This window comes from Enterococcus sp. DIV0086 (assembly GCF_050498705.1).
Taxonomy (GTDB): domain Bacteria; phylum Bacillota; class Bacilli; order Lactobacillales; family Enterococcaceae; genus Enterococcus; species Enterococcus faecalis.
Genome location: NZ_JBNIDN010000001.1, coordinates 2,788,969 through 2,801,816, shown reverse-complemented (window position 1 = coordinate 2,801,816; position 12,848 = coordinate 2,788,969). Strand labels below are relative to the sequence as shown.

Genomic DNA, 12,848 nt, shown 5'->3' with positions numbered 1-12,848 from the left:
TTCTTTCCTCCTCGCACATTGTATCAATTCATTTTATCACAGAAACGGTTCTCTTTCTAAAAGCCGTTATTTGCTGTCATTTCTTTGAACCAACGACCGCTTTTCTTAATGGTCCGTTTCGCGTCATCATCTAAATCCACAGCGATGAAGCCATAACGATTTTTATAGGCATTAAGCCAAGACCAGTTATCCATACACGTCCACATATGATATCCTTGAACATTACTACCTTCTTGAATCGCTTGGTGCACCCATTTCAAGTGATCTTGCACGAATTCAATCCGATAATCATCTTCAATGACTCCTTGTTCATTGACAAAGCGTTCTTCTCCTTCTACGCCCATGCCATTTTCTGAAATGTAGCAGCGAATATTGCCATAATTTTCTTTTAAATTCATTAATGTATCATAAATACCTTTTTCGTAGATTTCCCAGCCACGGTAAGGATTCATTTTTTTGCCAGGCATATCGTAGACATCATAAAAATCTTCTGGAAGTAAGCCTTCTGGTCGTGTTTCAACAGGTGTTTCTTTTGCTTTGGCACGACGTGGTTGATAGTAGTTTACTCCTAATAAGTCCACAGTATTTTCAGCAATTATTGCTAAATCTTCTGGCGTTGTTTCTGGCAATAAGTCATTTGCTTTCGCCCAAGCAACCATATCTTCTGGAAAATGACCTTTAACAGCCGGGTCTAAAAACGAACGGTTAAAGAAACCATCGACAAATTTAGCCGCATTTACATCGGCTTCGTTGTGCTCATCACGAGGATAAGTCGGCGTTAAATTTAAAATAATGCCAATTTCACCTGATAAGTTCATAGAATGATAGACGGCAATCGCTTTGGCACTAGCTAAAGCTTCATGATAGAGTACTTGAATCCCTTCTTTTAGATTCACTTTATCAGGATAATGCCAGCCATAGAGATAACCACCTTCAACTGGTACAATTGGTTCATTGTGCGTAAACCATTTTTTCACGCGATCGCCAAACAATTCAAAACAGGTTTTGGAAAAGTCAACATACAAATCAACCACTTCACGGCTTTCCCAACCGCCTTTTTCTTGAAGTACCATCGGCATATCAAAATGATACAAGTTCATAAAGGGCTCAATCCCGTGTTCTAATAAATCATCAATGACTTGATTATAAAAATCAACTGCTGTTTGATTGACTTTTCCTGTTGTAGGATCTGGAATTAAACGGCTCCATTGAATGGATGTTCGAAAAGAGTTATGTCCCGTTTCTTTCATTAACTGAATATCTTCTTGGTATTTTTTATAAAATTGTGAGGTCTTATCTGGACCGACTTGTTGAAAAAATTTTTCTGGCGCTTCTTGATACCAAAAATCCCAAATATTTTGACCTTTACCATCACCTTCAAAAACGCCTTCTGTTTGAGGACCGCTGGCTGCAGAACCCCACCAAAAATTTTCTGGAAATTGATATTTCATGTTATTTGCTCCTTTACGATTTAATCATTAAAAAAAGGATTGAACCCTCCGTAAGAGTCCGGACGATTCAATCCTTCGATTTTTTACTCAGCTACTTCTGCGGCTGCTTCTTGTTTCAAGTATTGATCTGTTGCTACTTTTACGAAAGGCATGTAGATCAAAATAGAAATCAATAAGTTAACAGCTGCTAAAACTCCGCCGGCGATACTCTTCGTTGCTAAAAATCCGCCAATAATTGGTGGTGTTACCCAAGGTGGCATAAAGGTTGCAGCTGGTACTAAACCAGTTGCTGTCGCCACATACGCAACAGTTACAAGAACCATTGGGACTAAAATGAATGGGATAAACATAATTGGGTTTAAAACAATTGGTAAACCGAACATGACTGGTTCATTAATATTAAATAGTCCTGGTGCTAAACTTAAGTTTGTAATGACTTTGTATGGTTTGTTACGACGACCAACGATAAAGATAGCAATTAACAGACCTAATGTTGCTCCTGTTCCACCTAAGTTTACAAATGAATCAAAGAAAGGTTTGTTTACAATATAAGGAATTGCTTTACCTGCTTCTAAAGCTTTAATGTTCGCATCAATCGCTGGTACGTTGATTGTTTGCATTAATGGGTCAACCATGTTGGCACCATGTAAACCAAAGAACCATAAGAATGGTGTAATGAAAGCTAACAATAATGCTGATGGGTAGCTGTTTGCAAGTCCCATAAATGGTTGTTGAACTGCTTCATAGAATGAAATAACGATATTGTCAATTCCTAAAGCAAATAGAATTGATGTAATTAAACTAAATAAACTGATTGTAATCATTGCTGGTAATAATGCCGCAAATGATTTTGCTACTGCTGGTGGTACACCATCAGGCATTTTGATAACTAATTTAGGATTGCCAGATAAACGTTGGAATAGTTCTCCTGAAATAAGTGCAATAATCAAAGCAATAAATAATCCAGTTGCGCCCATGCCTTCTAAGCCGCCAACTGCGAAGAATGAAGCTACAGAAACTGTACCGGCTGCAATGCCGTCTTTTCCATAAGATTTAACTAAATTGTGTGCTACTAAAAAGGCTACTAAAACGGCAAAGATTGCGAATGTACCGTTCCAAATGTTACCACCAAAGCTTTTCCAAATTGGTGCATCGTTATACATCATTGGGAAAATTTTGTTTAAAAAGTCCTCATATCCTGGAATTGGAATATTATTAATTAATACCGCCAAAGCCCCTAAAATCATTAATGGCATCGTTACGACAAACGCGTCACGAATTGCTACCAAGTGCCGTTGCGCTGCGATAACTGACGCTTTCGGCATAAAGTGTTTCTCCATCCATTGAACAAATCCGTCCATTGTTATTCCTCCTAATTAACGCTTTCTCAAGCGCGTTTTTCTTATAAGACGCATTGACAACGAGATTACTCGTTATCAATACGGCGATAAAGATCGATAATTTCTTTTGCTAAATCTGTAAATGCAATCGCAGTCATTAAATGATCTTGACTGTGCACTGTTAACAATGTTACTTGCATGTTATTGCCTTTTGCTTCTTCTGTTAACATTCCTGTTTGCGAATGATGTGCATGTACAAGTGATTCTTCTGCATCTGCAATTTTTTTGTCTGCTAATTCAAAATCCCCCGATTTTGCTGCGGCAATCGCTTCCATTGCATCGCTTTTAGCATTTCCGCCATACATGATTAAACCCATGATTGCTTCTAAGTTCTGTTGTCCGTCCATTACCTCTACCCCATTTTCTGCTCTAGTTTGATGATCCCATTAATGAAATTGCTTGATCTAAAACTTTTTCGCCATTCATCATGCCATAGTCCGCCATGTTAATTACATCTAAAGGAATCCCTTTTGGTTGTAATTTTTGTTCAAATTGTCCTTTCATGAAACGAACTTGTGGGCCTAATAATAAAACATTTACCTCTTTATTTTCCAAGTTTGTATCTGCTTCAGAAGCCGATACTGCAAAGATGTCTGCTTCCATGCCACGATCTTCTGCTGCTTTTTGCATTTTTGTTACTAATAAACTTGTGCTCATTCCTGCGGAACAAACTAACATAATTGTTTTTTTTGCCATTTTCCTTCATCTCCTAAATTCTCTTTGTTTTGCTTTACACCTTTATATAAGCAAGAAGCGTGCCAAGTTTTAACACATTGAAAACCTTGATATGACAACGTTTTCCAACATAGAAAGCGTGTACACACTAAAAATAAAACGATTACACACAGCTTTTTTGTGTGCGTTTCCAAAATAATAGGGCAACAAAAGAAAGTGAGCGATAAGTCGAAACGACTCATCGCTCACTTTCTAAAGCTGAAGAGAATCAACTGGACAAAAGCCACTTTTTCCCTTTAAGCAGTTTCCATCATTTTAAGCATTTTATAAAACTGTTTCTTTTTAAAATAACTTAAAAAGATACCTAATACTGCATCATTCAGTTTTTGTAACGCCCCATAAGAAACCATTGTTTCTGTATAACGCAGTTCACAGCTTTTTTCATCAATTGGCTGGAGCTCATACCGCACCGAGAAATCATTTTTAGTTGTGGATGTTCGAAATTGATAGGTCTTATTTTCTACAGCTTCTTCAATAACTATTTTCGCGCGACTATTTTTACTATATTCTTTGATGTATTCAAACTTACGCAACTGCTTTCTTGTAAGAGTTTTGCCTGTTTGCTTACGGATATCAAAAATAACAGAATTCATTAATTGCGTGTAAAATTCATCTGCTGAAATAGTTAATGTTTTCGTAATTTCCATTACCGTTTCACCTCATCCTTTGTCGCCTCTTCTTCAGCAACTTTTTTTCCTTTAAAAAACAGGTAACCACCAAGTCCAATGAGAAAAATCCCCGTTGTCAGACTTAATAAATCATAGTTTAAGGAGCTGGGATTCAACGAATACAAAACAATAAAAAAGCCAATACTACATAAAAATAATCCATTTCTAATCATTTTCATCCATCCTATCTTTTTAGACTACCGTTGCTTGGAAGTATAAAACGCCACCCCAAGGTTGTTCCTTAATCAGCTGTTTTGCAACTTGTGCAGCAGTTTCAGGGTCTCCTTCAACTTCAAAAAATAACTTAATACCATTCTTTTCTTTAAAAGTAAATGTTTCATTTTCCCCTTGATATGCCTCTAATAAAGTAATAATTTCCTCTTGCTTCATTGCACTTGCAATCGAAATCATACCGCTCGCTCCTTTCTATACAAGTAATTGCTGTTTTTATTGCCTATTGCTCACTTTCGCCTAATGCAGGATCCATTTTGTTAGCAGCGATAACAAACGGTGTCCAAATCAAGAAAGTGACTACCATACATACCAACGCTACGATTGGTGCGCGCCAGTCGGCACCTGTCGCTAAGAAAGATAATAGCAACGGCGGCGTCACCCATGCGACTTGTTGAGAAACTGGGGCGACTAGCCCAAGATACGTTGCAACCCAGCCAATTGTAGTAGCAACTAATGGCGCAATTACAAATGGAATAAACATAATTGGATTCAGAACAACTGGTAAACCAAACATAATCGGTTCATTGATATTAAAGATCCCAGGTCCTAATGATAATTTACCGACTGTTAAATAATCTGCTCGTTTGGAGAATAACAAGATTGCAATAATTAGGACAATTGTACCGCCTGAACCACCAAACCAAGCAAAAGCATCAAACGAACCACGGACCCACATGTAGGCTTTACCGTCGTCAATAGCGGCTAAAACCGCAGCTGTTCCTGTTTTTCCTTCATAACCTTTTTGGAAAATATCAATATTGATTAATTGTGCTTGTCCCCAAATTCCTTCAAGAACTGGTGCCAAAACGTTTGGCCCATGAATACCAAAGAACCAGAAAATTTGAACAAAAACCGTTACGATTAACACAGCGCCTAGTCCTTGTGATAACCCAAGGAACGGTTCCGCGATATATTTTTGAATTAAGTCAATTAATAATTGACCGCCTGAAAGTTTTGACACCGTAAAGTTAATAATCGCTACGACATACAACGCGATTGTTGCTGGTAAAATTGCCGCAAACGCTTTTGAAACTGCTGGCGGAACAGAATCAGGCATTTTTATTGTTAAATCCGCTTGCATTAATTTACAAAAAATAATGGTTGATAAAGCGCCCATAATCATCACTGTAAAGAAAGCGTTACCATTTAGATGGTTGAGATTTAACCAACCCCATGGATTGACAGTCAATTGATTATTAGCAATTGACGCACCAATTTCTGCCCCATTAATTGCGTTGGCAATCTTTTCTGGTACTTTTACAGCTAATTCAGCTGTGTTATTTGGTGCAAAAGCAACACCTGAAATTAAGGTAGCTAAACTGACAATCCCACCAGCTAGCTCATTCACATTGTATGCTTTCGCTAAGTTATAGCCCCAAGAAAAAGCGAAAATCAAACCAGCGATAGCCAATGTACCATTCCAAACAAAACCATTAATCCCAATGATGACATTCAATACTGCAAAAATACCTTTGTCTGCTTCCAAACTTGCCGCATAAGTTGAGACAAACTCTTGGGGAAGATCTCGAATAATTGCGTTAATCATTACGGCGACTGATCCAGCCATTGTCGCAGGTAATGTACCAATAAAAGCATCCCTTAGTGCCACCAGATGTTTCTGTGCACCAATTTTTGCGGCAGTTGGTAAGATATATTTTTCCATCCATGCCATTAATCCGTTCATTTTTATTCCTCCTGTATCCATTTATATTTATTAAAAAGGCAGTAGCCTTATTAAACGAATGAATCGAGCGTACAAAATAAAACCTTTGGTAACATGCACTATCCTTGTTTGCTATTCACTTTTCTTAAACCTTTTAATTCCTTATCCCATTAATGAGATTGCTTGATCTAAAACTTTTTCGCCATTCATCATGCCATAATCTGCCATGTTAATTACATCTAAAGGAATCCCTTTTGGTTGTAATTTTTGTTCAAATTGCCCTTTCATAAAACGAACTTGTGGACCTAAAAGTAAAACATTCACCTCTTTATTTTCCAAGTTTGTATCAGCTTCAGAAGCCGATACTGCAAAGATGTCTGCTTCCATGCCACGATCTTCTGCTGCTTTTTGCATTTTTGTTACTAATAAACTCGTGCTCATTCCTGCGGAACAAACTAACATAATTGTTTTTTTTGTCATTTTTTCTTCATCTCCTTAAAAGTTATGACGTTATACACTTTATTTATAGCAATTATTGTGCCAAGTTTTTCCCTCATTAAAATACTGATATAACAGCTTTTGTCATAAAAAAAGCGTGCACACACTAAAAGAAAACGCTTACACACATGAAATTGTGTGTAACTTACAAAAAGAAAACATCAAGAAAAAAGAGAGCGTTTTCTCATTTCTCGATGTTTTTTTATTTATTATTGTTTACTTTTAATTTCATTTTCTAAAAACATTTGGGTAACATGCGCAACTTCTGCTTCCGGGATCGTCACACGATACGCCCGTTCAATTAACATAAAATTCGTGCGTACGACATCGATTTCTAAACGATGTGTTTTAACATATTCCGCTAAGTTTGGAAAAGTTCTTGCTTCTTCTCCTTTAATTAAAGCATCTACCAGAAAAGCCAAATGAATCATGATTCCGGCATCCACCCCTGGTTCAACAATAATATGCATGTCTGTTTGTATTTGATGAACTGTTTTTTGTAACATGAGAATTAATTTTTGTAAGGAGTCCACAGAAGTAATAACGCCACTTAGGGAATGAACAATTGTATCAATCGCCACTTCATCACTAGCAATCCGTTTCAATACATTTAATTTTTCATCATCAAAAATATCATAGACGGAAAAGAAGGGAATATTTTGATATTCAACATCCACAGTTCCCGCAATGGCCTTAATTTCATATTCTTCCATCAAGTTGTCGATATGCTTTTTAAACGTTTCTCGTTCAATAAATTGCATTTGAATCAGTTCCACTTTTGTTTCATCAATAACTGGTAAGATTCGTTGGTATAGTTTTGCGGCAACCCCTTCTCCAGTAAAGCACGTCACGATTACTGCTTTTTTAACGTTTTGACGTTTTTGCAGACTAGAGCGAAATTGTTCTCTCACAACGCTTTCAAAAGAAAGTTGAATATTTTGGTAAATGTCCTCTAAACTTCGTCCCACGCTTGCCATTCGAATAGCTTCTAAGACAATCATTGTGCTCGTCATTGTAATCGCCTTCGTTCGGATACCTGTTTCTTCAAACAACATATTTCCAAACGAATTTAATGAACCCATATCCGTCAGTAATAAAATCCCATTATTTAACGATTCTTTTTGCGTAATTACTTGGTTTCGTAATTGTTCATACATTGTTTGAACTTCCATCGTTAACGGCATATTCATCGCTGTTCCGATTGACGTTCCTAAAAGTTCTTGGGCGGTTTTCAACATACTTGAGGCAGTAGAATCCCCATGCATTAAGACGAACACACCAACATTATTTTCTGGAGTTCTTTCTTCTTTACCGACATTAATAGATAAAAACATACTAATAAAGCCAATTTCATCGAAAGGAATCTCTATGTTGTTCTCTTCTTCAATAATAGAAGATAAATCTAAGGCTACTTGAAATTCTTTTTTCATATTTTTACGGACATTATTTAAATCAGGATGGACAATCACATGACCTTCTTTGACACGTTCAATCGTACTTTGTAAATGAAGCGCAAAGGCAAAGCGTGCTGTTTCGTTGTACGTGTGTTCCAAACGCTCTTCTGCGATATCATAAAGACGATTCGTTAAATCCCAAATAGCTTCTGGTAATAACTCCTTATGTAAAGAATGTTGGGTTAATTCTTCGACATAATTTTTAAAATACGCATTCATATCTTTAGAAATCAATTCTTCTAAATCAACATTTTCTAAGTCAGCTTCAGACAAGTCAGCGACTTTTTCTTCGATTTCATTGTAAACTTGCATGTCTCTAGCTGGATCTTGCGACCAAACAATTTTGTTGGTACCTGGTTGGAAAGATAAATAATTACTTTTACTGTCGACAAATTGATCCAAGCGCTCAGGTACTTCTTTAATTTTTAATAATCCTTTTTGGACAGGTAACGACAAATCCCGTTTACGGATAACCAAATGTTCTAAATTGTGCGTCCGATAATAAAGAAATGACTTAGCACAAACTAATTTTAAGTCCCGCTTCACCTGACCAATATTTCCTTCTGCATCGTATAACATGAACGCCAAAACTGCTTCGCGTTCGATATCAATTTGTTGGCCCAAACGTGTTGCCTCTTGCTGAATAAATAACGAAATAATGGCATAACGCTCATCTAGCGTCCGTGCGTCTAAAGATGGCAATGTAATCGACATCGGAATCCGCCGATTAAAAGTGGTTAAAAAGTTTTCTGAGGATTCCGTTGTCGCACCAATAATTTGAACAGAGGCTTCATAGGTTTGGCCACTTTCTCCTAATGGTCGGTACACGCCTTTATCAATAAACGTAAAGAGCATTTCTTGACCTTCTGGCGGTAAGCGATGAATTTCATCTAAAAAGAGAATCCCGCCATCTGCTTTTGCCATTAAGCCTGGACTATCTTCATTCGCACCAGTATAGGCGCCTTTTTTTACACCAAAGATATGACCAAATAATAATTGTGGGTTTTGTGCATAATCAGCACAATTAAAAGAGACAAAAGGGGCATCTTCATCTAGGGTTTTTGAATCAATTGCAAAACGGTACATACATTCAGCAAAAAGAGATTTCCCTGTTCCTGTTTTCCCAAAAATAATCGTATGCAAACCTCTTGGTGGATATAAAATAGCCGCCTTGGCCTGCTGAATACTCACTTTTAAAGAATCATTGGCACCTACTAATGTGTCAAAACTAACAGAGGTGGACTCATCTACATGGACTTGTTCTCCTTCATTGATTGTTGGCACTGAATAGATAACAGGACGTCCAGTACTTCTAGTAATTTTCTTTTCTTTGAATAATTCATTTAAATAACGGCTGGCATTACTGCGATCAATCATTAACTGTTCTGCTACCGCTCCTGCCGTTAAGCCAGTTTCATTTTTTTGAAGTAACGCTAAGATTTCTTCCTTCCGAGATTTCATGGAATCCTCCTCGATACAACGTTCTGCTTGAAGCTCGTAAAGCGTTATTTCTTCGCTTTACGAGCTCCTTTGTTTTTCGTGTTTTTCTTTTTGTTTTTCTTCTTTTTGCGTGTTTCTTGTGGTTCTTTGACAACAGAATTTACTGTTTCTGGTTTTCTTTCTTTCGTACTCTTTTTTTCTGAATACGTATCTTTGGCTACGTTCTTTTTTTCTAGTTCATCTTTGGCTTTTGGCTGTTCATGAAGTGCACCATCATATAAAAAGATTTCCTGATAGGGAATGGCCAATTGTTTCATCAAACGTTGATAATCTCTTTTGGTGCCGTCGTTGATAAACGTAATCACTGCCCCTTGTGCACCCATCCGGCCAACGCGACCAGAACGATGAATATAGCTCTCTTCGGTTAAAGGAACATCTACGTTTACGACGTAAGGGACCCCTGTGAAATCTAAGCCCCGTGCCGCAATATCCGTGGTTAGTAACAACTTCACTCGTTCTGCTTTAAATTGATCGATCGCCAATTTACGCAACTGTTTACTTTGATCTGAAGCCAGACCAATAGCTGGCACATTCTCATAAACTAATTTTTCTTCTGCTGCACCTAAATCAGCAACTTGATTGAAAAAGACCATGCTTCTGAATGCTTCTGTATGGGCCAAACGACGTAAGTAATCAGCTTTTTTTCTTGGTGCTAACCGAATAAAGTAGTGGGCGACTTGACCTGCTGAAGTATCTTCTTCCGTCACATCAATCACCTGTAATTTTTGACTTAAAGATTGCGCTTGATTCACGACACGATCAGCAGTCGCTGAATAAAAAACAAGTTGGTATTCGGTTGGTGTGTGTGTCAAAATTTGCTTGGTTAAACTTAGCTCTTCCTCTTGGAAAAGTTGATCAACTTCATCCATTACAATTGTTTTTAACAACTGAGCTTTGACTTTTTTATTCTTCATTAACTCTAAAATCCGACCTGGTGTTCCGATTAACACTTCAGGACGTTTTTTTAACTTGTCAATCTGGCGTGAAACATTTGCCCCGCCGATTAACGTTTGAACCGTTAATTGAAGTGGCTTAGCCCAAGTCCGAGCAACTTCAGCAATTTGCATAGCTAATTCTTGAGACGGAGCAATAATCAACAATTGATTTCCCTGTCCTTTTTCAACAGTTAAGAGTAAAGGCAGCATGTAAGCAAGTGTTTTTCCAGTTCCTGTCGGCGAAATTCCTAAAACATTTTCTCCTTCGCGAAGGGGCGTAAAACTTTTTTCTTGAATTGTTGATGGTTCGTTAAAGCCAGAAGCTTGCCACTGTTCTTGCCAAGCCTCTGGAAGTTGTTCTAAAAATCTCATATTGTTCCTTTCCTATCGCTTAATTCTTATTTATCAGCATCAAAAATAATGCCGGCACTATGACGTAAATCAGTGACTACTTTATTGACATTTCGAGCAAGCTCAACCCATTCTTCATACTTGGTGCCCCAATACTTATCTGTTGGGTTATTTAAAACTGCTGCAAAATCACGGGCTTCTTCAATCATTGGATTATCGGCTACTTGAATATCTAAGACATCACGTTCTTCATGTGCGTGATCATGGTACTCAGCCGAAGAAATAGCATTGACACTATCTAAAATCAAGGTCCCGTTTTCAAAGTAAATTTCGGATGGCGAAAAAGAATCACTAATTTTCCCAGTATTTAACGTCACGTCAAACTGATCATATCGTAAAATAATTGTTCCTAAGCCATCGACACCTGTCGCAATTTTACTAGCAAAATAATGGCTTTCGTTTGGTACGCCAAACCAGCCTAAGGCTGCATAAACTAAATAAACGCCTAAATCTGCTAAGGCTCCCCCAGAAAAATGAGGAGAAAAAATATTTGGCTCTTTGCCTTCTAATACTTGATCATAGCGAGAAGAATATTTCATATACGTAAAATTCGCACCTAAAATTTGGTTTTTTAATGGCAATAATTCAGCAATTTTTTGGAAACTTTGCTCATGAATATTACGGGCCGCTTCAAAGAAATACACACGATTTTTATTCGCTAATTCAATAATTTCTGCCATCTCATCAGGCGTTGAAAAAGCTGGTTTTTCAACAATTACATTTTTTTTCGCTAAAATTGCTTGTTTCGCTTGTTCAAAATGTAATGAATTTGGTGAGGCAATATAAACCGTATCCATATGTGCAATACCAAAAAACGTCTCTAAATCAATTGCATATTCCACATCCCCATAGCGAGAACCAAATTCTTGTGCCGTTGCTAGTTTCCGAGAATAAACAGCCGTTAAATCATACGCACCCGTTTCTAAAGCTGCTGCAACAAATTGATGACTAATCCAATTGGTACCAATTACGCCTAAATGTATCATAATCAAAAACCTCCATTTTTTGTTTATTTACTCTCTTTATAATAGTAATCTCTCGTACAAAAGTCACGTAATTACCCTGACTTAAAGCGCTAGGAGTTCTTCAAGTTATTTATTAGGATCATCAAATGCCTGTAATAAATCAAAGGTTACCTGTGACTTAAGTTCAATCGTTGCTGGTGTTACGTGGCAATTGTAAGCAAGGACTTGCACACCTTGATCAATTGCAGCACCCACATTTTCAGCAAAGGCAGGTTGCATCTCTTGGTGAATCGTTGCTTGCTTAATTTCTTCAAATTGGACCACAAACAAAATGTAACAGCGGTAACCCGCTTTAGTTGCAGCCATTAGTTCAGTGACATGCTTCAAGCCACGAAGTGTTGGCGCGTCAGGAAAAGCACCGATGCCTTTATTTTCTAAAGTCATGCCTTTCACTTCGACAAAAGCTTGTTCGTCTGCATCCGTTTCCACTAGAAAATCAAATTTTGAATGTGCAAATCGTTGCTCACGTTTAACAGTTTGGATCGTACCAACTAAACCAGGAAGCACAATTTGACCATTTTTTAACGCTTCATTGACTAATGTATTCGGTACTTGGCTATCAATATTAATCCAAAAAGAACCTTTTTTTACTGCAATCAAATCGTAATCTGTTTTTCTTTTAGGCGATGGTTGATAACTAAGCGCCACAACAGCACCTGGTAAAAAAACTTCTTTCCCTCTGCCAGTATTTTTGACATGTGTGATTACTTCTTCATTCGTTTCCATTAAACGACAGTGTGCAATAAACCGATTGGGTCGTTCGATAAAATAAGCAAGTTGGACATTTGGGTACTTCATACACAGACTTCCTTTCTTACACACTATACCATAAAAAAACAAGGAAAAGTATAGACCAAAACCAACAATTTTACTA

13 protein-coding genes are annotated in these 12,848 nt (G+C 37.4%); all 13 read right to left on the bottom strand.

Annotation, left to right across the window (positions count from 1 at the left end):
* Positions 1–56: 56 nt before the first annotated feature.
* The gene (locus IGI63_RS13565; RefSeq protein ID WP_429975931.1) at positions 57–1,451 is read right to left on the bottom strand and encodes a glycoside hydrolase family 1 protein; all 1,395 of its coding nucleotides are present in this window, start codon (positions 1,449–1,451) and stop codon (positions 57–59) included.
* A gap of 83 nt (positions 1,452–1,534) precedes the next feature.
* Positions 1,535–2,812, bottom strand: a complete 1,278-nt coding sequence (locus IGI63_RS13560; protein ID WP_429975930.1) for a PTS sugar transporter subunit IIC — start codon at positions 2,810–2,812, stop codon at positions 1,535–1,537.
* Positions 2,813–2,877: 65 nt separating this feature from the next.
* Positions 2,878–3,198: a PTS lactose/cellobiose transporter subunit IIA gene (locus IGI63_RS13555; RefSeq protein WP_002355919.1), complete on the bottom strand. Its 321-nt coding sequence runs from the start codon at positions 3,196–3,198 to the stop codon at positions 2,878–2,880.
* A gap of 22 nt (positions 3,199–3,220) precedes the next feature.
* Positions 3,221–3,547 (bottom strand): PTS sugar transporter subunit IIB, encoded by a 327-nt coding sequence (locus IGI63_RS13550; protein ID WP_002355918.1) that lies wholly within the window; start codon positions 3,545–3,547, stop codon positions 3,221–3,223.
* Positions 3,548–3,822: 275 nt separating this feature from the next.
* Positions 3,823–4,233, bottom strand: coding sequence for a DUF3284 domain-containing protein (locus tag IGI63_RS13545; protein WP_002355917.1), 411 nt, complete (start codon positions 4,231–4,233; stop codon positions 3,823–3,825).
* The gene (locus tag IGI63_RS13540; protein ID WP_429975929.1) at positions 4,233–4,433 is read right to left on the bottom strand and encodes a DUF3188 domain-containing protein; all 201 of its coding nucleotides are present in this window, start codon (positions 4,431–4,433) and stop codon (positions 4,233–4,235) included. The genes IGI63_RS13545 and IGI63_RS13540 overlap by 1 nt, the downstream gene beginning before the upstream one ends.
* Positions 4,434–4,446: 13 nt before the next feature.
* Complete coding sequence (locus tag IGI63_RS13535; protein ID WP_002355915.1) at positions 4,447–4,665, bottom strand: hypothetical protein; 219 nt, start codon at positions 4,663–4,665, stop codon at positions 4,447–4,449.
* A 43-nt stretch (positions 4,666–4,708) separates the two neighbouring features.
* A complete protein-coding gene (locus tag IGI63_RS13530) occupies positions 4,709–6,172 on the bottom strand; it encodes a PTS sugar transporter subunit IIC (protein ID WP_002364646.1) in 1,464 nt (487 codons plus the stop codon).
* A gap of 141 nt (positions 6,173–6,313) precedes the next feature.
* The gene (locus IGI63_RS13525; protein WP_010818309.1) at positions 6,314–6,631 is read right to left on the bottom strand and encodes a PTS sugar transporter subunit IIB; all 318 of its coding nucleotides are present in this window, start codon (positions 6,629–6,631) and stop codon (positions 6,314–6,316) included.
* Between the two features lie 227 nt (positions 6,632–6,858).
* On the bottom strand, positions 6,859–9,564 hold the full coding sequence (locus IGI63_RS13520) for a sigma 54-interacting transcriptional regulator (protein ID WP_002355912.1): 2,706 nt from the start codon (positions 9,562–9,564) through the stop codon (positions 6,859–6,861).
* A gap of 44 nt (positions 9,565–9,608) precedes the next feature.
* Positions 9,609–10,910, bottom strand: a complete 1,302-nt coding sequence (locus tag IGI63_RS13515) for a DEAD/DEAH box helicase (RefSeq protein ID WP_002366395.1) — start codon at positions 10,908–10,910, stop codon at positions 9,609–9,611.
* 26 nt (positions 10,911–10,936) lie between these two features.
* Positions 10,937–11,935, bottom strand: coding sequence for a Gfo/Idh/MocA family protein (locus IGI63_RS13510; protein WP_429975928.1), 999 nt, complete (start codon positions 11,933–11,935; stop codon positions 10,937–10,939).
* A 105-nt stretch (positions 11,936–12,040) separates the two neighbouring features.
* Entirely contained in the window at positions 12,041–12,772 is a 732-nt protein-coding gene (gene sfsA, locus IGI63_RS13505) for a DNA/RNA nuclease SfsA (protein ID WP_002355909.1), read from the bottom strand.
* Positions 12,773–12,848: the final 76 nt, after the last annotated feature.

Bases quoted from the DNA above. Each gene is read 5' to 3' on its own strand.
- IGI63_RS13555 (WP_002355919.1), bottom strand. From the start codon at position 3,198: ATGGACGGACAACAGAACTTAGAAGCAATCATGGGTTTAATCATGTAT.
- IGI63_RS13550 (WP_002355918.1), bottom strand. From the start codon at position 3,547: ATGGCAAAAAAAACAATTATGTTAGTTTGTTCCGCAGGAATGAGCACA.
- IGI63_RS13510 (WP_429975928.1), bottom strand. From the start codon at position 11,935: ATGATACATTTAGGCGTAATTGGTACCAATTGGATTAGTCATCAATTT.
- IGI63_RS13535 (WP_002355915.1), bottom strand. From the start codon at position 4,665: ATGATTTCGATTGCAAGTGCAATGAAGCAAGAGGAAATTATTACTTTA.
- IGI63_RS13540 (WP_429975929.1), bottom strand. From the start codon at position 4,433: ATGAAAATGATTAGAAATGGATTATTTTTATGTAGTATTGGCTTTTTT.
- sfsA (WP_002355909.1), bottom strand. From the start codon at position 12,772: ATGAAGTACCCAAATGTCCAACTTGCTTATTTTATCGAACGACCCAAT.
- IGI63_RS13520 (WP_002355912.1), bottom strand. From the start codon at position 9,564: ATGAAATCTCGGAAGGAAGAAATCTTAGCGTTACTTCAAAAAAATGAA.
- IGI63_RS13515 (WP_002366395.1), bottom strand. From the start codon at position 10,910: ATGAGATTTTTAGAACAACTTCCAGAGGCTTGGCAAGAACAGTGGCAA.
- IGI63_RS13560 (WP_429975930.1), bottom strand. From the start codon at position 2,812: ATGGACGGATTTGTTCAATGGATGGAGAAACACTTTATGCCGAAAGCG.
- IGI63_RS13545 (WP_002355917.1), bottom strand. From the start codon at position 4,233: ATGGAAATTACGAAAACATTAACTATTTCAGCAGATGAATTTTACACG.
- IGI63_RS13525 (WP_010818309.1), bottom strand. From the start codon at position 6,631: ATGACAAAAAAAACAATTATGTTAGTTTGTTCCGCAGGAATGAGCACG.
- IGI63_RS13565 (WP_429975931.1), bottom strand. From the start codon at position 1,451: ATGAAATATCAATTTCCAGAAAATTTTTGGTGGGGTTCTGCAGCCAGC.
- IGI63_RS13530 (WP_002364646.1), bottom strand. From the start codon at position 6,172: ATGAACGGATTAATGGCATGGATGGAAAAATATATCTTACCAACTGCC.